Annotated in this window: 18 protein-coding genes and 1 tRNA gene; 12 read left to right on the top strand and 7 right to left on the bottom strand. The window is 73.0% G+C overall.

What is annotated here, in order from left to right:
* Window positions 1-112 precede the first annotated feature (112 nt).
* Entirely contained in the window at window positions 113-1,570 is a 1,458-nt protein-coding gene (locus ACFYZ4_RS14140; protein WP_351292360.1) for an MFS transporter, read from the top strand.
* 91 nt (window positions 1,571-1,661) lie between these two features.
* Complete coding sequence (locus tag ACFYZ4_RS14135) at window positions 1,662-2,522, top strand: hypothetical protein (RefSeq protein WP_351292306.1); 861 nt, start codon at window positions 1,662-1,664, stop codon at window positions 2,520-2,522.
* 555 nt (window positions 2,523-3,077) lie between these two features.
* Here ACFYZ4_RS14135 and ACFYZ4_RS14130 read toward each other — a convergent pair.
* Window positions 3,078-3,641 (bottom strand): CGNR zinc finger domain-containing protein, encoded by a 564-nt coding sequence (locus ACFYZ4_RS14130; protein ID WP_390784001.1) that lies wholly within the window; start codon window positions 3,639-3,641, stop codon window positions 3,078-3,080.
* 81 nt (window positions 3,642-3,722) lie between these two features.
* Between ACFYZ4_RS14130 and ACFYZ4_RS14125 the strand changes: the two genes are divergently transcribed.
* Window positions 3,723-4,634, top strand: coding sequence for an alpha/beta fold hydrolase (locus ACFYZ4_RS14125; RefSeq protein ID WP_390784000.1), 912 nt, complete (start codon window positions 3,723-3,725; stop codon window positions 4,632-4,634).
* 211 nt (window positions 4,635-4,845) lie between these two features.
* Here ACFYZ4_RS14125 and ACFYZ4_RS14120 read toward each other — a convergent pair whose 3' ends face one another.
* From ACFYZ4_RS14120 to ACFYZ4_RS14110, 3 genes are all read right to left on the bottom strand, one after another.
* Complete coding sequence (locus tag ACFYZ4_RS14120; RefSeq protein ID WP_390783999.1) at window positions 4,846-5,718, bottom strand: cellulose-binding protein; 873 nt, start codon at window positions 5,716-5,718, stop codon at window positions 4,846-4,848.
* Between the two features lie 133 nt (window positions 5,719-5,851).
* On the bottom strand, window positions 5,852-8,383 hold the full coding sequence (locus ACFYZ4_RS14115) for an SUKH-4 family immunity protein (protein WP_390783998.1): 2,532 nt from the start codon (window positions 8,381-8,383) through the stop codon (window positions 5,852-5,854).
* A gap of 7 nt (window positions 8,384-8,390) precedes the next feature.
* Window positions 8,391-9,404: an SMI1/KNR4 family protein gene (locus ACFYZ4_RS14110; RefSeq protein WP_351292296.1), complete on the bottom strand. Its 1,014-nt coding sequence runs from the start codon at window positions 9,402-9,404 to the stop codon at window positions 8,391-8,393.
* Window positions 9,405-9,634: 230 nt separating this feature from the next.
* Here ACFYZ4_RS14110 and ACFYZ4_RS14105 point away from each other — a divergent pair, with 230 nt between their 5' ends.
* Window positions 9,635-10,213: a YwqJ-related putative deaminase gene (locus ACFYZ4_RS14105; protein ID WP_351292294.1), complete on the top strand. Its 579-nt coding sequence runs from the start codon at window positions 9,635-9,637 to the stop codon at window positions 10,211-10,213.
* A 3-nt stretch (window positions 10,214-10,216) separates the two neighbouring features.
* Window positions 10,217-10,726 (top strand): SUKH-3 domain-containing protein, encoded by a 510-nt coding sequence (locus tag ACFYZ4_RS14100; RefSeq protein WP_390783997.1) that lies wholly within the window; start codon window positions 10,217-10,219, stop codon window positions 10,724-10,726.
* Between the two features lie 700 nt (window positions 10,727-11,426).
* Here the strand turns inward: ACFYZ4_RS14100 and ACFYZ4_RS14095 are convergent.
* Complete coding sequence (locus ACFYZ4_RS14095) at window positions 11,427-12,743, bottom strand: sensor histidine kinase (RefSeq protein WP_390783996.1); 1,317 nt, start codon at window positions 12,741-12,743, stop codon at window positions 11,427-11,429.
* 159 nt (window positions 12,744-12,902) lie between these two features.
* Here ACFYZ4_RS14095 and ACFYZ4_RS14090 point away from each other — a divergent pair.
* From ACFYZ4_RS14090 to pth, 5 genes are all read left to right on the top strand, one after another.
* Window positions 12,903-12,974: transfer RNA gene (locus tag ACFYZ4_RS14090), tRNA-Gln, on the top strand.
* Window positions 12,975-13,149: 175 nt separating this feature from the next.
* Window positions 13,150-14,595: a bifunctional UDP-N-acetylglucosamine diphosphorylase/glucosamine-1-phosphate N-acetyltransferase GlmU gene (gene glmU, locus ACFYZ4_RS14085; protein WP_390783995.1), complete on the top strand. Its 1,446-nt coding sequence runs from the start codon at window positions 13,150-13,152 to the stop codon at window positions 14,593-14,595.
* A gap of 133 nt (window positions 14,596-14,728) precedes the next feature.
* On the top strand, window positions 14,729-15,706 hold the full coding sequence (locus ACFYZ4_RS14080) for a ribose-phosphate diphosphokinase (protein ID WP_030723354.1): 978 nt from the start codon (window positions 14,729-14,731) through the stop codon (window positions 15,704-15,706).
* A 181-nt stretch (window positions 15,707-15,887) separates the two neighbouring features.
* A complete protein-coding gene (locus ACFYZ4_RS14075; protein WP_390783994.1) occupies window positions 15,888-16,472 on the top strand; it encodes a 50S ribosomal protein L25/general stress protein Ctc in 585 nt (194 codons plus the stop codon).
* A 99-nt stretch (window positions 16,473-16,571) separates the two neighbouring features.
* Window positions 16,572-17,162 (top strand): aminoacyl-tRNA hydrolase, encoded by a 591-nt coding sequence (pth, locus tag ACFYZ4_RS14070; protein WP_319729251.1) that lies wholly within the window; start codon window positions 16,572-16,574, stop codon window positions 17,160-17,162.
* A gap of 63 nt (window positions 17,163-17,225) precedes the next feature.
* On the opposite strand, the gene ppc is transcribed toward pth, so the two are convergent.
* Entirely contained in the window at window positions 17,226-19,988 is a 2,763-nt protein-coding gene (gene ppc, locus ACFYZ4_RS14065) for a phosphoenolpyruvate carboxylase (protein ID WP_351298811.1), read from the bottom strand.
* 358 nt (window positions 19,989-20,346) lie between these two features.
* Between ppc and ACFYZ4_RS14060 the strand changes: the two genes are divergently transcribed.
* Entirely contained in the window at window positions 20,347-21,327 is a 981-nt protein-coding gene (locus ACFYZ4_RS14060; RefSeq protein WP_351298814.1) for a fatty acid desaturase, read from the top strand.
* The gene (locus ACFYZ4_RS14055) at window positions 21,324-21,998 is read left to right on the top strand and encodes a TetR/AcrR family transcriptional regulator (protein ID WP_030827526.1); all 675 of its coding nucleotides are present in this window, start codon (window positions 21,324-21,326) and stop codon (window positions 21,996-21,998) included. Before ACFYZ4_RS14060 ends, ACFYZ4_RS14055 begins: the two co-directional genes overlap by 4 nt.
* A 77-nt stretch (window positions 21,999-22,075) precedes the next feature.
* On the opposite strand, the gene ACFYZ4_RS14050 is transcribed toward ACFYZ4_RS14055, so the two are convergent.
* Window positions 22,076-22,468, bottom strand: coding sequence for a VOC family protein (locus tag ACFYZ4_RS14050; RefSeq protein WP_351298817.1), 393 nt, complete (start codon window positions 22,466-22,468; stop codon window positions 22,076-22,078).

The following is a 22,468-nucleotide window of genomic DNA, read 5'->3' as shown; positions in this document are numbered from 1 at the left end:
CCCGGCCGGTGCGGCGGGCGGTGGGGACGCGGCGGGCGCTGGAGCCGCGGCCGGCGCTGGAGCCGCCCGGAAGGCCGGCGGCAGGCCGCCGGCCCCCGTGGTCGCCTCGCTGATGCTCGGCATGGCCCTCGTCGCCCTCGACAGCACCATCGTCGCCACCGCCGTGCCGCAGATCGTCGGCGACCTCGGCGGTTTCTCCGTCTTCTCCTGGCTCTTCTCCGGCTATCTGCTGGCCGTCACCGTCACCCTGCCCGTCTACGGGAAGCTGTCCGACACCTTCGGCCGCAAGCCCGTCCTCCTCTTCGGCATCGGCCTCTTCCTCGTCGGCTCGCTGCTGTGCGCCCTCGCCTGGAACATGGCCGCCCTCATCGCCTTCCGGATCGTCCAGGGCCTGGGCGGCGGCGCCCTCCAGGGCACGGTCCAGACCCTGGCCGCCGACCTGTACCCGTTGAAGGAACGCCCGAGGATCCAGGCCCGGATGTCCAGCGTCTGGGCCACCGCGGCCGTGGCCGGTCCGGCGCTCGGCGGGCTCCTCGCCTCGTACGCGCACTGGCGTTGGATCTTCCTGCTCAACCTGCCGCTGGCCGCCCTCGCCCTGTGGATGATCACCCGTCACCTGGTGGAGCCCGTACGGTCCCCCGGGCGCCGGGGTCCCGTCGACTGGGCGGGCGCCCTGGCCGTCTTCGCCTGCGGCGGGCTGCTGCTCTTCGCGCTCGTCCAGGGCGGGGTCGCCTGGCCGTGGCTGTCCGCACCGTCGCTGGGGCTGCTCGGCGCGAGCGCGGTGCTGGCCGCGGTGGTGGTCGTGGTGGAACGCCGGGCCGAGGAACCGATACTGCCGGGCTGGGTCTGGCGGCGGCGCACCATCGCCGCCGTCAACCTGGCCCTGGCCGCGCTCGGGCTGCTGATGGTCGCCCCGATGGTCTTCATGCCGACGTACGCCCAGTCCGTGCTCGGCCTCGGGCCCGTCAGCGCCGGGCTGGTGATGTCGGTGATGACCCTGAGCTGGCCCATCAGCGCCGCCCTCAGCCAGCACGTCTACCGGCGCATCGGCTTCCGGAACACCGCGGCCGTCGGGATCGGCCTCGCCGCGGTGATCCTGTTCTCCTTCACCCTGCTGCCGCACCCCGCCCGGCCCTGGCAGCCCGCGCTGATCCTGCTGCTGCTGGGCGGCGCCCTCGGCCTCTTCCAGCTCCCGCTGATCGTCGGGGTCCAGTCCACGGTGGGCTGGGCCGAGCGCGGGACCACCACGGCCTCGGTGCTCTTCTGCCGGCAGGTCGGCCAGAGCGTGGGCGCCGCCCTGCTCGCGGCCGTGGCCAACGCCACCATCGCCGCCCGCCTGGCCGACGCGCCCGTACCGGGGCTCCCGGACCACCTCGACGACGTGGCGAAGGCACTGGAGCGGCCCGGGCTGCTCCCGGTGGCCGCCGCCGACTACCTGCGCGAGGCCGTCGCCGCCGCCGTGGAGCACATCTTCCTCGGTGCGAGCGCGGCCGCCGTGGCCGCGCTGCTGGTCCTGCTGCTGGTGGCACCGCGCAGGTTCCCGGTCCTGCCGGAGCTGCGCGAGGAGTAGCGGGGCAACGGCCGGGCGCCCGGCCCAACTTGTCATGGCCGGGCCAGTGGGAGACCCTCGTACGCAGCACCGTCATCCGGGGGGGGACGACATGGCATCCGCACTGTGCGCACTGCTGTTGCTGGCCGCGCTGGCCGGTCCGATCGGCCTGCGGCTGCGCCGCAGCCCGGCGTTCGTCACCGGCCGCGACGGCCGGCTCTCCACCTCCACGGCCCTCGCCCTGGCCTGGACGGTGATCCTCGTCTGGCTGCTGCTCGCGATCCTCGCGTACGGGCTCACCGCGGGCGGCGGCGTCGCGTACTTCCGGGACGCCGACGGCCCCCTGTCCCAGCTGACCACGGTGTACCTGCCGCTGCTCGGCGGCCCGTACGTGGCGCTGATCGCGGCGAAGACGGTCGTCGGCCTGCGCGTGGAGAACGGCACGCTGGCCAAGCCGGCCGCGAAACCGACCACGTCGGGGCGACGGCCGCTGCGGGAGCTGATCGCCAACGACAGCGGGCGCACGGACCTCGTCGACCTCCAGTACGTCGCGCTCAGCGCGGTCACGATGCTGTACGTGGTGCTGTTCTTCCTGGCGGACGTCGGCGCCGGGCTCCCCCGGCTGCCCGCCGAGATGTGGGCCCTGACGGGCGCCCCGGCGGGGGCCTACCTGGTGAACAAGATGGCCGTCCGAGCCAACCCGGTGATCACCGACGTCTCGGTGGCCGACGGCCTGCTCACCGTCGAGGGCGGCGGCTTCGGCCCCGGCCCCGCCGGCACCCCGGCCCAGGTGAGCGTGGACGGCGCCGCCGCCCCGGCCTTCCTCGACCCCGCGACGGGCACCCTGAGCGCCCCGCTCCCCCAGGGCAAGACCGCCCCCTTCGCGATAACGGTCACAGCCCGCGGCCTCCACAGCGACCCGTACCTCTACACCCCCCGGCCCACACCGACCCCAAAGCAGCCGGCCGGCTAGGCCGTCTCTTTCCCGCGGCATGGCTCCGCTGCCGGGGCTCCGCCCTGCACCCCACTCCTCAAACGCCGGAGGGGCTGAACTTGTGCGGCGAGGCCGGATGGTGCAGCAGGGCTGGAGTGGTGCGGCCGGATTGGCTGGCGCGGCTCAAAGATCGGGGCTCCGCCCCGGACCCCGCCGGGCTCCGCCCGAACCCGCGCCTCAAACGCCGGCGAGGCTGAATTTGCGCGGCGAAGCCGAATGGTGCGCCAGGCTGGAGTTGGCGCGACAGGGGTAGCAGCCTGGCCGGTTGGGGCGGGGTCGGGGGTGTGTCGGGGTGATCCCCGCAGGGCGCCGAACGCAACAAGGCTCCGCACTCCGACCCCTCGACACGTTCGGCGTCCGAGGAGACACCCCGGCGCGCGCCCGGCCCCGGCACAACCGGCCACCACCCAAAGCCCGGCCCGAGCGGCGCAGCCAACCGGCCCGGCCCCGGCACAACCGGCCCACCCCCTCACCCGGCCCAAGCGGCGCAGCCACCCCGCCCGACCTGCTCGGCTTCCGGCCAGGACCGGCCCGTCACTCGTCCGACTGCCCCTTGTGGCGGGCGTAGTAGCGGGCCACGCGGGCCCGATTGCCGCATGCCGAGGCGACGCACCAGCGGCGGCGGGGGTGGGCCGGCAGGAAGAGCAGCACGCAGTCGTGCGCCTCGCACGCGCGGACCTGACCCACCCGGGGATCCGTCAGGAGCTCCGCGACCGCCTCGGCCAGTTCGGCGGCGAGCCGCGGGGCCGGATCGGCCGAGCGGTGCGCGGGCGCGGTCGTACCGTCCTCCCGCGTCCAGGCCAGCACCCGGTGGGACGGCGCGGCGCCCAGCGCCCCGTTCAGCGCGGCCAGCGCCCCGGCCGGGGGCCGCTCCCCGCGCCGGGCCGCGTCGAGCGCCGGGCGCGCGGCCTCGCGTACGGCCCGTACGGCGGCCACCTCGGCCGCGCCCACCGCGCCGACCGGGGTCAGCCGCCCGGCCTGCACGTCCAGCCAGGCCGCGAGGCCCGCCGGGTCGGCGACGAGGTCGCCTTCGGCGGTACGGGTGTTGAGGAGGTCCAGCGCGAGGGGCTCACCGTTGAGCGGGAAGGTCACTGTCACCCAACTAATGCTACTGCAACCACTTGACCCATTAGCGATCACCGGCAAGACTAATGGAAACGAAGCCGCAGGAGGCATGTGATGACCGCTCGCCGCACCATCCCGACCATCCAGCACCGCACCGTCGACGTGGACGGAGTCCGCGTCGCCTACCGCGAGAGCGGCCCCGCCGACGGCCCCGTCCTGCTGCTCCTGCACGGCTTCCCCACCGCCTCGTACCAGTTCGCCCGCCTGATGGACGCCCTCGGCGACACCCCGTACCGCCTGATCGCCCCCGACTACCCCGGCTTCGGCCGGACCGAGGCCCCGGCCGGGTTCACGTACACCTTCGACCGGCTCGCCGACATCGTGGAGAGCTTCACCGACGCCCTCGGACTCGACCGCTACGCCCTGTACGTCTTCGACTTCGGCGCCCCCGTCGGACTGCGGCTCGCCACGCGCCGCCCGGAGCGGGTGACCGGCCTGATCGTCCAGAACGGCAACGCGTACGAGGAGGGCCTCTCCGACGCGGCCCGCGAGTTCGCCGGGCTCCGGCGCGAGGTCCCCGGCAACGAGGAGCGGATCCGCGGCCTCTTCACCCTGGAGGGCACCCGCTTCCAGTACGAGACCGGCGTCGCCGACACCGGCCTGATCTCCCCCGACAGCCTGACCCTCGACGTGCACCACCTCGGCCTGCCGGGGCGCGCCGACGCCCAGGCCGACCTGGCCTTCGACTACGGCTCGAACTTCGCGCACTACCCCGCCTGGCAGGCGTGGCTGCGGAGTGCGGGGGTGCCGGTGCTGGTCGTCTGGGGCGCGGGCGACCCCTTCTTCACCCCGGCGGGCGCCAAGGCCTACCTCCAGGACGTCCCGGACGCCGCCGTCCACGTCTTCGAGGGCGCGGGCCATTTCGCTCTCGAAACCCACCTCCCGCAGATCGCCCCCTTGATCGAGGACTTCCTCACCGACCTGACCCCTGCGGGCCCCGCCGCCTCCAGCCTCGCCGGCGTTTGAGGCGGGGGGGGGTCCCCCCGGACGGAGTCTGGGGGAGGGTCCGGGGCCGGCCCCGGCTACGGCGCCGCTGCGCGGAGCTGCTCCCCGCCCCGCCCTTTCACCGTTTCCTGGGGCTCCGCCCCAGACCCCGCTCCTCAAACGCCGGAGGGGCTGAAAGTGGCGGGGCTCCGGGGCCGGCCCCCAGCAACGGCGGCGCGCCGGCCCGTGCGCGTCAGCCCTCCGCAGGGGCTCGGCCCGTCAGGGCGGCGAGGCTGGAGCGGACGTGGTCCATGTGGGCCCGCATCTCGTCCCCGGTCTCCCCGTGCTCCCGCAGGACGCGTTCCGTCTCCCGCCCCGCCCGCTCCTCCCGCACCCGCGCCGCCGCCACCAGCTCCGCGGCCCGCGCCTCCGCGTCCTCCTGGCCGTGCCGCGCCGACTCCTCCGCCTCCGCGAACCCCCGCCGGGCCTCCGCCAGGCGGGCCTCCGCGTACCGCTCCAGCTCGGCGTGGCGCGCCTCCAGCTCCGCCTCCCGCTCCGCGAGGCTCCGCTCGGCCGCCTCCCACCGCTCCGCCTGCTCCTGCTCGCGCTCCGCCAGCGTCGTGTCCGCCCGCCGCCGCGTCTCCGCGAGCGCGGCCGTCGCCTCCGCCCGCCAGGCCGCCGCGTCGTCCCGGGCCTCCGCCCGTACGTCGTCGGCCTCCCGCTGCGCCCGCAGCAGGCCCTGCCGGACCCGGACCTCCGTCTGCTCGCGCACCGCCTCCGCGTCGCCCCGCGCCAGATCCGCCGCCCGGTCGGCCCGCGCCTCGGCCGCGCCCTGCGTCGCGAACGCGTCCGCCCGCGCGTCCATCCGTACGGCGTCCGCCTCCTCCTCCGCCAGCAGCAGGATCCGCCGGGCCCGCTCGCCCAGTTCGTCGTACGTCTGCGGGGCGAGCCCGGCCACCGCCTCCCGCAGCCGCGCCGCCTCCGACTCCATCTGCTTGGCCAGGACCGTCAGCCGTGCCACCCGCTCCCAGGCGTCGTCGCGGCTCCCGGAGAGCCGGGCGAGATACCGGTCGACTTCTTCCATGCGGTAGCCGCGACCGCGCACGGTCGCAATGGGTGCACTCATCCTGATGCGCCTCTCTCGCGGGGATTCCCGTCAAGGATGCGCCATTTGATCCCAGAAGCCCGAATGGCCGGGCCGAGACCCCCTCCGAGGGTCCCGACCCGGCCATTCCACCGGTCACCCGATCAGGGCGACCTCAGAGCAGTCCGTCCCACATCTGCTCCAGCAGCACCGACCACCAGCTCTCCGGCGACGCCAGCGCCGCACTGTCGAGCCCGGCCAGATTCGCCTGGAAATCGACGGTCCACCGGCCGGCCTGCTCCGGCGTCAGATGCTGGCGCAGCCGCCACATGTGACCCAGCATCGCCAGGGAACGCACGAACTGCGGCAGGCTCGAGTTCACGAACTGCGGCGGCACCGGAGCACCTCCCGGACCGCCCTCGACCGGCACGGCCACGATGTGCGCGGTCCCGTACTGCACGCAGAGCGCCTTGCCGAAGTCGCTGCCGACCACGAGGTACGAGCCCGCGTCCGAAGCCGGCTGCACCTGCCGCTGCGCGGCCATCTCGGCGAGCGTCGGCACCGGCTGACCCGGCACCGCCTGCGCCCAGAAGAACGGCCCGAAGTCGACGGGCAGCCCCGACCACATCAGCGTCTGCGCCACGATCTCCGGCACGCCCTGGCGGGACACCGCCCGCTGGTCGAAGCGGAACACGCCCTGCGGACCGAACGCCCCCGTCAGTTCCTGCGCGATCGCCTCCAGCGGGATCGCCGGCTGCAGCGGGACCTGCGGCAGGGGCGCCCGCACCGGCGCGGGGCGCGCCGGACCGTCCGCCACCTGGTGCAGCTCGCCCTGATGGGTGAGCAGGTGCCGCATGCCGGCCTGGCGGCCCGCGTGGTCCTTCCCGTACGGGGCCACGCTGGTGATCCGCACCTGCGGCCAGGTCTCGCGGATCATCCGCGCGCAGTAACCGCCGGGCAGCTCGCAGGACTCCAGCTCGGTGTGCAGCTCCAGCACCTGCTGCGGCGGCACGTTCATGGCGCGCAGCTCGTGCAGGATCTGCCACTCCGGGTGCGGGGTGCCGGGCGCCGAGCGGCGGATGAGCTGCTGCTCGGAGCCGTCGGGCGCGCGGTAGCGCAGCACGGCCTGGTAGCCGGGGCCGACCGTGGGCGCACCGGTCGGGACCTGGACCGGGGGCTGCGCCACGGGTCCGCCCGGCGGCGGGCCGGGCGGGCCGGGAGGCTGCGGTACGCCGGGACCGGCCAGCATCGTCGCGGCATGGTCGAGCCCGCCGCCGGGAGCGCCGGGAGCCCCCGGCGGACCGGGAGGCTGGGGTACGCCGGGACCCGCGAGCATCGTCGCGGCGTGATGGGCCCCGGGCACACCGGGCGCACCGGGAGCCCCGGGCGGACCGGGAGGCGCCGGGGGCTGACCCGTCACGGCCGGACCGGCCAGCATCGTCGCGGCGTGGTCCAGCCCGCGGCCGAGCGACCCGGGAGCCCCCGGCGGACCGGGCGGGCCGGGCGGCTGGGGCGCGCCGGCGCCCGGGGCACCGGGCGGGCCGGGCGGCGCGGGCGGCCGACCGGTCACGGCGGGACCGGCGAGCATCGTCGCGGCATGGTCGAGCCCGCCACCGGGGGCGCCGGGCGGACCGGGAGGACCGGGAGGCTGACCCGCCCCCGGCGCACCGGGGGCACCGGGCGGGCCGGGAGGCTGCGGTACGCCGGGACCCGCGAGCATCGTCGCGGCGTGATGGGCCCCGGGCACACCGGGCGGACCCGGCGGCGTCGACGGCTGACCCGCGCCCGCACCCGGCGCACCGGGGGCACCGGGCGCACCGGGAGGCGTCGACGGCCGGCCCGGCCGGGAGACCTGTGCCTTGCTCGTCGGCGCGTCGGCGATGTCGGACGCCGGGGAGCCCAGCGCGGGCACCACGGCCGTCCTCGGCAGCTGACTGCCACCCGGCATCAGCGTGGTCTTGGCCTCCGGAGCCACACCGGAGGACGGCCTGTCCTCCAGGTCCGACCCCGACAACGGCGGCGCGAACACGGTCGCGGGCAGCGGTACGGACGCGTCGTCCGTACCGGAGTTCACATCGGTACCCGCCCACGGCGTGGCACCGGTCGGCACCACGGCCGGGGCCGGGGCCGGGGACGGGGACGGGCCGGTCGCCGGGACGCCGTCGTTGGCCGTCGGCTCGTACGGGATCTCGCCCCCGCGCCGCAACGGCACCGCTTCCACCGGCGCCGAAGGCGGGGCCGGAGCCGCGGCGGCGGGCTCACCGCCGAGGGAATCCGAAGCCGAAGCCGACGCAGGCGCAGGCGCGGGCGCGGGCGCAGGCGCCCGCGGAATCCCCGCCCGGTCCGCGGCCTCCTGCAGCCACTCCGGCGGACTCAGCATGAACGAGGTCTGCTCCGAGTCGATCCGCGGCGGCGGAACCGAAGCCTCCGAAGCGGCCGAGGCGGCGACCGCCCCGTACTCCTCCTCGTACCGGCGGATCACCTCACCCACCGGCAGCCCCGGCCACAGCGTCACCTCGCCGCTGTCCCGCGCGATGACCAGCCGCTGCCGGCCACCCCCGGACACCGGACCCGCCGCACGGTCCTCCGCCCACACCACGAACCCGAGCCCGAACTCCCGTACGCGCACCTCGCGGTGCTGGTACGCGGGCACGTCCCCGTTGATCCACTCCTCGGCGCGCTCCTGCGCCTGCGCAAAGGTCACCATCGCGCCGTCACCCCTCATCCGAACCGGGACGCACCGACGGAACCGGCCCCGCCACGGGAACCGAGCGTGCGAATCCGCCGTCCACCATCAGACCGGCCACCGACTCCAGCTCCGGCGGATTGCCCGCCAGCCGCTCCAGAAAGGCGTCGAAATCAGCACCGCACGGCAGCAACAGCCGCTCCACGCGCTCCTGTACCGACCAGCCGTCCTGGTCGCGCGCGTCGTCGTACGGGGAGAACCAGACCGAGCCGATGGCCTCGCCCTTCACCTTCAGGGCGAGCAGCCCGCCCTGCGCGAAGGCCACGCACAGGTAGTCCTTCGTCAGGTGGTCCCGCAGGCACTTGTTGACGTACACCAGGTCGTTGACCGCCGCCTCCTCACGCACCGTGAAGAACGGCTGGTCCACCAGCAGACCCAGCTCCACGTCCAGGCCCGCGCCCACCGGCGCGCAGCCGCCCGCGGCCTTCAGGAACGAGCGGTACGCCTCCGGCAGCCGGTAGCCGAGGTCCTCCTCGACCCCCTGCACCAGTTCCTCGGACACCGAGACCACCGACTTCGGCAACCCCATGTGGACCGGGCGCAGCTCCTGCAACGGCCGTGTCCCGCGCTTCTCGTGGTCCACCGGGGCCGTCGCCAGCCCCGCGTGGTGCCGCAGCAGGGCCTTCACCTCGACCGGGACCAGCTCCATGCGCCGCGAACCCGCCACGTGGTGCCAGGTCCAGCCGTGCGGGGTCGCCACCGTCCCGACCGTGTCCCACAACTCGTGTCCGGCCGCCTTCATCGCCGCGTTCGCGGACACGTAGTCCGTCAGCCGCAACTCGTCGACGCCGAAGCCCTCCGGCGGCTCGGCGATCTCCACGGCCGCACGCGCGTACGCGGAGAAGTCCGGATGCCCGTTGCCGTCCATCCGCACCCCGTGGGGATGCCGAGCGGCCCGGACCGGGTCCGGGAAATGCACGACCTGCCCCGAGTAAGCGGCGTTGGGTGGCGCGGCCTGCTGCCCGAGCCGACCTGTCGTCATGGCGGTAGCCCCCTGCTGGATCTGGCTGGTTCACCACAGCCTATGCGCTGGGGCAAGAGCCTCACCCGCCCACGACCGGCGCACCGACCTCGGGGCCAGGAACATCCGAATTGATACGAAAATTCGACCCCGCTTCCGCATGACAGGTGACGTTTGGCAGGCTGTCCCCGCGGCACGGGGGCGTGCGGGACAGCGGTCACCACCGCCGCCACGGGAGGGAAAGCGCGACCATGCACCACACGGCAACACGCACAGAACCGGGCGACACCACCCCGGAAGCACCGGGCACGCCGACCACCGCGGGCCCGGCCGGCGAGGCGGCCGGCCCACCCGGCGACCCCCGCCTGCGCTGGAGCAGCACCGACGGCCGCCCCGTCGCACCCGTCCTGCGCTTCCGCCGCGACGGCATCCTCCCCACCGTCGCCGCCGCCCTCTCCGTACGCGGCGAGACCCTCACCGGCACCGCCGGCAAGGCCGACCAGCCCCCCGTACTCCACCCCCTCGTCCAGGACTTCCTCGACACCCTCACGAGCGGCCAGCGCGAACGTTTCACCGGCCGGTGTCCCGAGGCGATACTGCTCTCCCGCCACCTCGCCGCCGTCGAGGCGGCCCGCTCCCGGCGCGCCTCCCGCAAACCGCTCTCCGCGAGCGAGGCCCGCCGCTCCCTCAAGCACTCCAAGATCACCGCGCGCCGCATCCGCGAGGACGGCGACCCCCTCCACGGCAGCTACGCACCGCCCTGCCGCTCCTGCGACGCCCTCCTCGCCCACTTCGGCGTACGCCCCGTCGACCTCAACCCAGCCGAGTAGGCCATGACCCCCACCTCCGCCTCCTACGACCGCTCCTCGGCCACCCGCTTCCCGGTCGCCGTGGACTCCGCCCTGCGCACGGCCGGCTGGGAGCCCGGCCGCTGGGACATCAAGCAGGCCGAGTACTGGGCCGACGCGCTCCGGGACCACACCACGCCCGCCGGACACCGGCACACCGTCTTCCCCGCCGCGGTCGAGGCCTGGGCCGAATTCGGCGGCCTCACCGTCACCGCCTCCGGACCCGGCCGCCAGATCGCCCCCACCCCGGTCCGGCTCGACCCGCTCACGGGCCTCCACCTCGCCCGCACCTTCGCCGACCTCGGCCGGGCCCTGTCCACCCAGCTCTGCCCCCTCGGCGTCGAGGCCGACGGCGGCTCCCACCTCGCGCTCGACCGCGAGGGCCGCGTCTACGGCATCGACCACACCGGCGACTGGTACCTCGGCTCCACCCTCGACGAATCCCTCACCCTCCTCCTCACCGGCCTCCAACCCACCCGCCTCACCACGTCCTGACCCGTAGCCTCCCTGCCGGGGCTGCCGCCTCCCCGGCGCGGCCCCGCCCCCGGGACTCGGCCCCGCGCCTCAAACGCCGGCGAGGCTGGATTGTGAGCCGGGGCCGGATGGCGCAGCCAGGCTGGACAGTGCGGCTCAAGGACCGGGGCTCCGCCCCGCACCCCGCTCCTCAAACGCCGGAGGGGCTGAATTGTGCGGCGAAGCCGGATTGTGAGCCCGGGCTGGATTGTGCAGCGAGACTGGATTGCGCGGCGGAGGCTGGAGTGGTGCGGCGCCGGTGAATGGTGCGGCTCAAAGATCGGGGCTCCGCCCCGGACCCCGCGCCTCAAACGCCGGCGAGGCTGAATTTGTGCGGCCGAGGCTGAATGTGTGCGGCGAAGCCGAATGGTGCAGTCCGGCGGGAGTCGGTGCGGCAGGGCTGAAGGATCGGCGCAGCCGGGCCGGTTGGGCCGGGGTCGGGTGTGTGTCGGGGTGATCCCCGCAGGGCGCCGAACGCAACAAGGTCGAGCTCTCCGACCCCTCGACACGTTCGGCGTCCGAGGAGACGCCCCGGCGCGCGCCCGGCCCCGGCACAACCGGCCCCCACCCGCTCGGCCTCGGCACAACCGGCCCACCCGAAGCCAAGCGGCGCAGCCAACCCGCGGCGCAGCCGACCCGTGGCGCGGCCAACCGGCCAGGCCCAGTCGGCCGGGGCCGGTGTCTAGCGGATCGGGAGGACCGCCGACACCCTGAAGCCGCCCGCGTCCGTCGGGCCGGACACGAAGACCCCGCCCAGCCCGAGCACGCGCTCCCGCATTCCGACCAGCCCGTTCCCCCCGCTCGGCAGCCCGACCCCGTCCGCCTTCCCCTCGCACGGCCCGTTCTCCACCTGCATCGCCACCTCCCCGTCCCGGTGCGCGAGCCGCACCACGACCCGCGCCCCCGGAGCGTGCTTGTGGCAGTTGGTCAGCGCCTCCTGCACCACGCGGTACGCCGTCTGCTCGACCTCCGCCGCGTAGGCCGGCCCCTCGCCCTGCACCAGCATCTCCACGACCATCCCGGCCTCCCGCGACTGCCCGACCAGCACCTCCAGCTCGTCGATCGAAGGCCCGTCCTCGCCCCCCGCACCTGCACCCGCACCCGCACCCCCCACGAGCGCGACCGAAGCCACCGGCACAGCGGCCACCGCGGCCACGACCGCACGCGCCGCGGACGGCTGCGGCTGCGGCTGCGGCTGCGGCGCAGCCCTCAGCACGCCGAGCATCTCCCGCAGTTCCGTCAGCGCCTGGCGCCCCATGTCACCCACCAGGGCCGCGTTCTTCGCCGCCCGCGCCGGGTCCTTGACCGCCACCGCCTCCAGCGCGGCCGCGTGCACCACCATCAGCGACACCCGGTGCGCGACCACGTCGTGCATCTCCCGCGCGATGCGGGTCCGCTCCTCCGTACGGGCCCACTCGGCCCGTTCCTCCGCCCGGTCCGCCAGCAACGACAGCTCCCGCTCCAGCGAGTCCGCCCGCTCCTGCAGGCTCTCCATCAACCGCCGCCGGGCCCCGATGTAGAGCCCGAGCAGCAAGGGCGGCACGGTCAGCGCCACCGCGACGAATCCTGAGAGCGCGACCACGAGCTGCGGATCGGCCTCGACGTCCCCGCGGGTCTGCAGGTACATCACCACGAAGGTCGCGGCCAGCGACATCGAGGCCAGGGTGGCGATGATCCGCCGGGGCACCTCGGAGGAGGCGAGCGAGTACATGCCCACCACCGAGAGCAGGAACCCCATCGCGGCCGGGGCCACGGCGATGCCCACGAGCACCACGGCGATCGGCCACCGCCGCCGCAGCACGAGCGTGGCCCCCACCACGAACCCGAACGCCACCCCGACCGCGGTCGGCAGCCCCGCCTCACGGGCGAAGGTCACGCCCTCCCACGCGCACTCCACGGCGGACACCCCGGCGAGCGCCACGTCCGCCACGGCATCCCGTCGCCGCGCCCACCACAACGGCGGCCCAGCGCGGCCTTCCACTTCCCCCGTACTGGTCATGCCGTCCAGCGTACGGGCGCCCTCCGCGGGGGCCCCGGCAATTCCCGCCTCCGAAACGGCGGACACGAGTACCGTCGCATTGAGGCCGGGTGGTACGGCATAGTAGGGACGGTCGGCTTGATCGGATCAGCAAACCGTCCGATTCGGCCTGATTAACCATCCCCTGTGGTGTAATTGGCAGCACTGAGGCTTTTGGTGCCTTATGTTCGGGTTCGAGTCCTGACAGGGGAGCTGCGCAGCACCTCGGGTCCTGACCATCGGTCGGGACCCGCCTTCGTTTCGGCTCCCTCTCGGCTCCCTCACCCGCCCCACCCTGTTTCGACTCCTCCTTTACCCGCCCTCGTTTCGGCTCCTTTACACCCCGGTATCCTTCACGGGTCCACCCCCGAAGCCGAAGGGCATCCCCGTGAGCGCCAACCGCCCGGCAGCCGTCGTCGTACTCGCAGCGGGTGAAGGCACCCGCATGAAGTCGGCCACTCCCAAGGTTCTGCACGAGATCTGCGGGCGCTCGCTCGTCGGTCACGTGGTCGCCGCCTCCCGTGAGCTGGACCCCGCCCACCTCGTCGTGGTCGTCGGGCACGCCCGGGAGCAGGTCACCGCGCACCTGACCGGCATCGACGCCGGCGTCCGCACCGCCGTCCAGTACGAGCAGAACGGCACCGGGCACGCCGTCCGCATGGCCCTCGAAGAGCTCGGCGGCCCGGTCGACGGGACCGTGATCGTGGTCTGCGGCGACACCCCGCTGCTGACCGGCGAGACGCTGGCGCGGCTCGCGGCGACGCACGAGGCCGACGGCAACGCCGTCACCGTGCTCACCGCCGAGGTGCCGGACTCCACCGGCTACGGACGGATCGTGCGGGACGCCGGCGGCGCCGTGACGGCCATCGTCGAACACAAGGACGCCACCGACGCCCAGCGGGCGATCCGTGAGATCAACTCCGGCGTCTTCGCCTTCGACGGCAGCCTGCTCGCCGACGCGCTCGGCAAGGTCCGCACCGACAACAGCCAGGGCGAGGAGTACCTCACCGACGTCCTCGGCATCCTGCGCGAGGCCGGGCACCGCGTCGGCGCGGCCGTCGGCAGCGACCACCGCCAGATCCTCGGGATCAACAACCGCGTCCAGCTGGCCGAGGCCCGCGCGCTGCTGAACGCGCGCCTGCTGGAGCAGGCCATGCTCGCGGGCGTGACGGTCGTCGACCCGGCGAGCACCTTCGTGGACGTGACCGTCACCTTCGGGCAGGACGCGCTCGTGCACCCCGGCACCCAGCTCCTGGGCGCCACGCACATCGCCGAGGGCGCCGAGGTCGGCCCGAACAGCCGGCTGAAGGACACCACGGTGGGCGCGGGCGCCCGGGTGGACAACACGGTCGCGGAGAGCGCGGTCGTGGGCCCGCAGGCGACCGTGGGGCCGTTCGCGTACCTGCGTCCGGGCACGAACCTCGGCGCGAAGGCCAAGGCCGGCACGTACGTGGAGATGAAGAACGCGACGATCGGCGAGGGCACCAAGGTGCCGCACCTGTCCTACGTGGGCGACGCGACGATCGGCGAGTACACGAACATCGGCGCGGCGAGCGTGTTCGTGAACTACGACGGTGAGCACAAGCACCACACCACCGTCGGCTCACACTGCAAGACGGGGTCGGACAACATGTTTGTGGCTCCCGTCACGATCGGGGACGGCGCCTACACGGCGGCCGGATCCGTGATCACCAAGGATGTGCCGCCCGGTGCGCTGGCCGTGGCCCGCGGCCAGCAGCGGAATATCGAGGGCTGGGTGGCCCGCAAGCGTCCGGGAAGCGCGGCCGCCACGGCGGCGCAGTCGGCTGCCTCGGAGGATTCCGAGCGCCACTGAGGTGAACTGACCGGAAACAGGTACGCCCGCGACGGCGTACCGTGATAGGTGCACGCAATTCGGCTGGCTCACCGTGTGCGGGACGGACGCACATGGGGGCGAGCAGCTTCAACACGTCTGAGGAGACAGTGCTGTGACCGGGATCAAGACGACCGGCGAGAAGAAGCTGATGCTCTTCTCCGGCCGCGCCCACCCCGAGCTGGCCGAGGAGGTCGCGCACCAGCTGGGAGTCGGCCTCGTGCCGACCAAGGCTTTCGACTTCGCGAACGGTGAGATCTACGTTCGCTTCCAGGAGTCGGCTCGCGGCGCGGACTGCTTCCTGATCCAGAGCCACACGGCTCCGATCAACAAGTGGATCATGGAACAGCTGATCATGATCGACGCGCTGAAGCGCGCGTCGGCGCGCTCCATCACCGTGATCATCCCGTCCTACGGGTACGCCCGCCAGGACAAGAAGCACAAGGGCCGCGAGCCGATCTCGGCCCGCCTGGTCGCCGACCTGCTGAAGACCTCGGGTGCGGACCGCATCCTCACGGTCGACCTGCACACGGACCAGATCCAGGGCTTCTTCGACGGCCCGGTGGACCACCTGTCGGCCCTGAACGTCCTCGCGGACTACGTGGGCGCCAAGGTGGACCGCACCAAGCTGACGATCGTCTCCCCGGACGCCGGCCGCGTGCGCGTCGCCGACCGCTGGTGCGACCGTCTGGACGCGCCGCTGGCCATCGTGCACAAGCGCCGCGACAAGGACGTCGCCAACCAGGTGACCGTCCACGAGGTCGTCGGTGAGGTCAAGGGCCGCGTCTGCGTCCTGGTCGACGACATGATCGACACCGGTGGCACCATCTGCGCCGCGGCCGACGCGCTGTTCGCGCACGGCGCCGAGGACGTCATCGTGACGGCCACGCACGGCATCCTGTCGGGCCCCGCGGCCGACCGCCTGAAGAACTCCAAGGTCAGCGAGTTCGTGTTCACGAACACCCTGCCGGACCCGTCCGACCTGGAGCTCGACAAGATCACGGTGCTCTCCATCGCCCCGATGATCGCGCGCGCGGTGCGCGAGGTCTTCGAGGACGGTTCGGTCACCAGCCTCTTCGAGGAGCAGCAGTAGCCGCTCCGCGGTAGATCGTTTTTGGTACGGCCTCCCCTGCCGGGTACACTCCATGAGTTGCTCGGCGAGGGAGGCCGTACCTTTTTCCGGTACGGATGCTCCGTTATCGACGCGCTCTTCGTAGCAGGCCGTTCCGGCCGGGTGACTGTCGTCCTTTTTCGTCACCCCACGAGGAGTGAGCATGTCCGAGGTCAAGCTTTCCGCCCAGGTCCGCACCGTGTTCGGCAAGGGCTCCGCCCGTCAGGCCCGTCGCGACGCCCTGACCCCCGCCGTCATCTACGGCCACGGCACCGACCCGAAGCACGTCAACGTCAACGCCCACGCCCTTCAGCTGGCGCTGCGCACCCCGAACGTCCTGATCTCCCTGGACCTCGGCGACGCCGGCACCGAGCTGGTCATCCCGAAGGCCGTGCAGAAGCACCCGCTGAAGCGCTCGATCTCCCACGTCGACTTCCTGATCGTCAAGAAGGGCGAGAAGGTCACCGTCGACGTCGCGATCGTCACCGAGGGCGAGCTGGCCGCCGGCGGCAACATGCTGGAGACCCTCCAAAACACCATCTCCGTCGAGGCCGAGGCCACGCACATCCCGACCGAGGTCACCGTCTCCATCGCGGGCCTCGAGGCCGGCGCCACCATCCACGCCAAGGACCTGGTCCTCCCGACGGGCACCACCCTGGCCGTCGACGGCGACATCGCCGTCCTGCAGGTCGTGGCCCCGCAGGCCGAGGAGCCGGCCGCCGAGGGCACCGAGGGCACCGAGGCCTGAGCCTCGCCTTCCCCCCTCAGCAGTTGCTGACCGACCGCCGTCCGGCTCCACTGGAGCGGGACGGCGGTCGTCTTCGTTCAAGGCCTTAAGGAGCTTTTGATGTCGGACGACGCGGCACCCTGGCTGATCGTCGGCCTCGGCAACCCCGGACCGGAGTACGCGGGCAACCGCCACAACATCGGCTTCATGGTGGCCGACCTGCTGGCGGAGCGGATCGGCGGGAAGTTCAAGGCGCACAAGGCCCGGGCCCAGGTGGTCGAGGGCCGCATCGGCGCGCCGGGACCGGCGAACCGCCGGGTGGTGCTGGCGAAGCCGATGACGTACATGAACCTCTCCGGCGGCCCGGTGACGGCCCTGCGCGACTTCTACAAGGTGCCGCTGGACCGGATCGTCGCGATCCACGACGAGCTGGACATCGACTACCCGACGCTGCGCCTGAAGCTGGGCGGCGGGGACAACGGCCACAACGGTCTGAAGTCGATGACGAAGTCGATGGGCCCGGACTACCACCGGGTCCGCTGCGGCATCGGCCGGCCGCCGGGCCGGATGCAGGTCGCGGACTTCGTGCTGAAGGACTTCTCCTCCACTGAGCGCAAGGAGCTGGACTGGTTCGTGGACCGGGCCGCCGACTCGGTGGAGTGCCTCATCCAGGAGGGCCTGGAGCGCGCGCAGTCCACGTACAACTCCTGACGGACACGACGGAGCCCCCGCACCGGCCGGTGCGGGGGCTCCGTCGTGTCCGGGCGCGGGGGCTCAGCCGGTGTTGCGCAGGCCCGCGGCCACGCCGTTGACGGTGAGCAGCAGGGCGCGGGCGAGGAGCGGGTCGGCCTCCTCGCCGCGGGCGGCGGCCGCGCGCTGGCGGGCCAGGAGGGAGACCTGGAGGTAGGAGATGGGGTCCAGGTAGGCGTCGCGGACGGCGAAGGTCTGCTGGAGGACCGGGTTGGAGTCCAGCAGGCGGCTGCCGCCGGTGATGCGCAGGACCTCGTTGACGGTGAGCTCGTGCTCGGCCTCGATGCGGGTGAAGACGTGCTTGAGGTGGTCGGGCACGAGGGTGTCGACGTAGTGGCGGGCGATCCGCAGGTCGGTCTTGGCCAGCGTCATCTCGACGTTGGACAGGAAGTTGCGGAAGAAGTGCCAGCGCTCGCCCATCTCGGTGAGGGCGTCCTGCTGTCCGGCCTCGCGCAGGGCCTTCAGGCCGGAGCCGACTCCGTACCAGCCGGGGACGATCTGGCGGGACTGGGTCCAGCCGAAGACCCACGGGATGGCGCGCAGGCCGTCGAGGCCCGCGCCCGAGTCGGGGCGGCGCGAGGGGCGGGAGCCCAGGTGGAGGTCGGCGAGCTGGTCGACGGGGGTCGCCGCGAAGAAGTACGACGGCAGGTCCGGGTCCTCGACGAGCGCGCGGTACGCGGCGTGCGCGGCGTCGGAGACGACGTCCATGGCCGCGTCCCAGCGGGCGAGGGCCTCGTCGGACTGGCGGGGCGCGGTGTGCAGGGCGGAGGCCTGCAGGGTGGCCGCGACGGTCAGTTCGAGGTTCTCGCGGGCCAGCGACGGGACGAGGTACTTGTCGGAGATGACCTCGCCCTGCTCGGTGACCTTGATCTCGCCCTCCAGGGTGCCCCAGGGCTGGGCGAGGATCGCGTCGTGCGAGGGGCCGCCGCCGCGTCCGACGGTGCCGCCGCGGCCGTGGAAGAGGCGCAGGCGCACCCCGTAGCGGTGGGCCACGTCGCGCAGCCGGCGCTGGGCGCGGTGGATCTCCCACTGGCTGGTGGTGATGCCGCCGAACTTGCTGGAGTCGGAGTAGCCGAGCATGACCTCCTGGACGTCGCCGCGCAGGGAGACGAGGCGCCGGTAGGAGGGGTCGGCGAGCATCTCGTCGAGGATGACGTCGGCGGCGCGCAGCTCGTCGGTGGTCTCCAGGAGCGGGACGATGCCGATCTTGGCCCAGCCGCCGTGCAGGTCGACGAGTCCGGCCTCGCGGGCCAGTACCGCGGCGGCGAAGACGTCGTCGGCGCCCTGGCACATCGAGATGATGTAGGACTCGATGACCTCGGGGCCGAACTTCTCGAAGGCGTCCTTGATGGCGAGGAAGACGCCGAGGGTCTTCTGCCCGGCGGCGTCGAGGGGCGCCGGGGTGGGGGCCAGCGGGCGGCGGGAGCGCAGCTCCTTGGCGAGGAGCTTGCCGCGGTAGTCGCGCGGCATGTCGGCGTAGCGCCAGGACTCCTCGCCGAGGCGGTCGAAGAGCTGCCCGAGCGCGTGGTGGTGGGCGTCGGCGTGCTCGCGTACGTCCATGGTGGCGAGCTGCAGGCCGAAGGCGGCCAGGGTGCGGATGGTGCGGTCCATGCGGCCGTCGGCGAAGAGCGCGCCGCGGTGTTCGCGCAGGGAGGTCTGGATGAGGGTGAGGTCGACGAGCAGCTCGGCGGTGCCGAGGTAGTCGCGGCCCTCCTCGTGCGGGGTGCCCTTGGCGAGGCGCTCGCGGGTGTTGAGGAGCTTCTGCCGGACGCAGGTGGCCTTCAGGCGGTACGGCTCCTCGGCGTTCAGCCGCTTGTAGCGCGGGCTGATCTCGGGGAGGCGTTCCAGGTCGGCCTGGAGGGAGGCGAGGAGTTCCTCGGTGGCCCCGGTGTAGCGGATGGAGTTGGACAGCAGGCCGCGCAGGAAGTCGATGAGTTCCAGGGCGTCGGTGATGCCGTGCTCGTGCTGGAGGATCAGCACGTCGCGGGTGACGTCGGGGGTGACGTTGGGGTTGCCGTCGCGGTCGCCGCCGATCCACGTGCCGAAGGTCAGCGGGCGGGTGCCGGCGGGGATCTCGACGCCGACGCGCTGGAGCTCGGCGGCGAGGTCTTCCAGGACGTCGCCGACGGCGCCGGCGTGCAGCTCGTCGAGGTAGTAGATGGCGTTGCGGGCCTCGTCGGCGGGCTCGGGGCGGACCACGCGCAGTTCGTCGGTCTGCCAGACGAGGTCGATGTTCTCGGCGAGCCGCAGGTCGTGGCGGCGGCGGTCGCCGGCGCCGGTGACGGGCTCCTCCAGCAGGGCGGCGATGCGGCGCAGCTTGTTGAGGACGCTGCGGCGGGCCGCCTCGGTGGGGTGCGCGGTGAAGACGGGGCGGACGTTGAGGTTCTTGACCGTCTCGCGCAGGTGTTCGGGGTCGGCGTCCTTCAGCATGTCGGCGGTGCGGGCGAGGAGCCCGCCCTCGGCGGCACGGTGGGCGCGCAGTTCCTTGCCGCGGTGCACCTGCTCGGTGACGTTGGCGAGGTGGAAGTAGGTGGAGAAGGCGCGTACGAGCTTGGCGGCGGTCTCCAGGTCGGTGTCGCCGAGCAGCTCGGCGGCGGCCTCGCCGTCCGTGCGGGTGAGGGCGCGCACCTTTTCGACGAGGTCGAGGAGTTCCTGCCCCTCCTGGCGTACGAGGGTCTCCCCGAGGAGGTCGCCGAGGCGGCGGATGTCCGCGCGCAGCTCCGCGTTGGCGGTGGCGGCCGGGGTGACGGGGGCCTGGCCCTGGGGGGCCTGGTCAGCACTGCTCACAGGTGCGGCTCCTTGCAGTGTTCGAGCGCTACTGGGCGGTGGGCTGCCGGCCGCGCGCTCCGATGCCCCTGCGGACTGCGTCCGGGGGATCGTCGCTCCTGATGCGCAGCTCGGGCTGCCCGTGCGGACCGCGCTGTCCGACGGGACCAGGATAGGTGTCCCGCGCGTGTGCCCGGGCAGACGTCTCACCAGACGGCGCGCGCCCTGTCGGCGGGCGCGTCTTCACCCCGGCCGCGCTCCTCTTGCCTCGGGACCCGGCTTTGCCATACTTACGATGCCGTAGGTTACGGGTCCGTAGGGTTCGCGGGGTTCGTAACCAGGGAGCCTGCCGACTTCTCTCACCCCCCAGGGGACACCCATGACCACCAGTCCCGATCTGATCGAGGGTGCTTCGGCATCCTCCGAGACAACTGCGCCGTCCGCGACTCTCGGCGGCGAGAACAAGCGGTCCATCGAGCAGATCGCTCTGCTGCTGTTCATCACCGTTCCCTTCGTGGCCCTGCTGGCGGCGATCCCGCTGGCGTGGGGCTGGGGGGTGAGCTGGCTGGACGTGGGCCTGATGGTCTTCATGTACTTCCTGGCCTGCCACGGGATCACCATCGGTTTCCACCGTTACTTCACGCACGGTTCCTTCAAGGCGAAGCGGCCGCTGCGGATCGCGCTGGCCGTGATGGGTTCGATGGCGGTGGAGGGGCCGCTGGTGCGCTGGGTGGCGGACCACCGCAAGCACCACAAGTACTCGGATCACGAGGGTGACCCGCATTCGCCGTGGCGGTTCGGCGAGACGCTGCCGGCGCTGATGAAGGGGCTGTGGTGGGCGCACATCGGCTGGCTCTTCGACGAGGAGCAGACCGATCAGCAGAAGTACGCCCCCGACCTGATCAAGGATCCGGCGATCCGGCGGATCTCGCGTGACTTCATCTTCTGGACGATGCTGTCGCTGGCGATCCCGCCGCTGGTGGGCGGTCTGGTGACGATGTCCTGGTGGGGCGCGTTCACGGCGTTCTTCTGGGGCTCGCTGGTCCGGGTCGCGCTGCTGCACCACGTGACGTGGTCGATCAACTCGATCTGTCACGCGGTGGGCAAGCGGCCGTTCAAGTCCCGGGACCGCAGCGGCAACGTGTGGTGGCTGGCGGTGCTCTCCTGCGGGGAGTCCTGGCACAACCTGCACCACGCCGATCCGACCTCGGCGCGCCACGGTGTGCTGCGCGGCCAGGTCGACTCCAGCGCGCGGCTGATCCGCTGGTGCGAGCAGCTCGGCTGGGCCACGGACGTGCGCTGGCCGTCGGCGGCCCGCATCGATGCCCGGCGCCGGGAAAGCGACGCGAAAGCGGCATGATGGGGGGCGTGGCGATCGACGGCGGTAATTCCAGCAGCGACAAGCCCCGGCGCGGCCGCCGGGTGCGGATGACCGGCGCGGAGCGGCGCCAGCAACTGCTGGACATCGGCCGGACCCTGTTCGCGGAGAAGGGCTTCGAAGGCACGTCGGTGGAGGAGATCGCGGCGAAGGCCGGGGTGTCCAAGCCGGTGGTGTACGAGCACTTCGGGGGCAAGGAGGGGCTGTACGCGGTGGTCGTGGACCGGGAGATGCGCCAGCTCCTGGACGGGGTGACGGGGGCGTTGACGGCCGGGCATCCGCGCGAGCTGCTGGAGCAGGCGGCGTTCGCGCTGCTGGACTACATCGAGTCGTACACGGACGGTTTCCGGATCCTGGTCCGGGACTCCCCCGTGGCGCAGTCGACGGGCACCTTCGCCTCGCTGATCAGTGACATCGCCACGCAGGTCGAGGACATCCTGGGGCTGGAGTTCAAGGCGCGGGGCTTCGATCCCAAGCTGGCGCCGCTGTACGCGCAGGCGCTGGTCGGGATGGTGGCGCTGACCGGGCAGTGGTGGCTGGACGTCCGCAAGCCGAAGAAGGCGGAGGTGGCCGCGCACCTGGTCAACCTGGCCTGGCACGGGCTGGACGGGCTGGAGTCGAAGCCGCAGCTGGTGGGCCGCCGCAAGAGCTGAGCGGCGCGGCGCGCACGACGGCGCCCCGTCACCGAACACTCGGTGGCGGGGCGCCGTCGTGTGGTGCGCGGGCCTGGTCAGCCGCACTCCTCCAGGGCCTGCGCTTCCAGGGCGTGCTCTTCAAGGAATTCGAGCCGGTTGCCGACGGGGTCCTCGGAGTAGAAGCGGCGGTGGCCGGGCAGGTCGTCGTCCCAGACGACCTTGGCACCCCGTTCCTCCAGTCTGTTCGCGTACGCCTCGATCCCCGTCACCCGCAGTCCGGGGTGGGCCTTGCGGGCGGGCCGGAAGTCCTCCTCGATGCCGAGGTGCAGCTGGACCGGTCCGGCGGCGAACCAGCAGCCCCCGCGCGCGGCGAGGACGGGCGGTTTGGGGATCTCGGTCATGCCGAGGACGTCGGTGTAGAAGGCGCGGAGCCGGTCCTCCGAGTCCGGCGGCGCGGCGAGTTGGACGTGGTCGACGGCGGTGAGCAC

The organism is Streptomyces sp. NPDC001513 (assembly GCF_042894695.1).
Taxonomy (GTDB): Bacteria; Actinomycetota; Actinomycetes; order Streptomycetales; family Streptomycetaceae; genus Streptomyces.
This window is presented reverse-complemented; position numbering and strand designations above follow the sequence as displayed.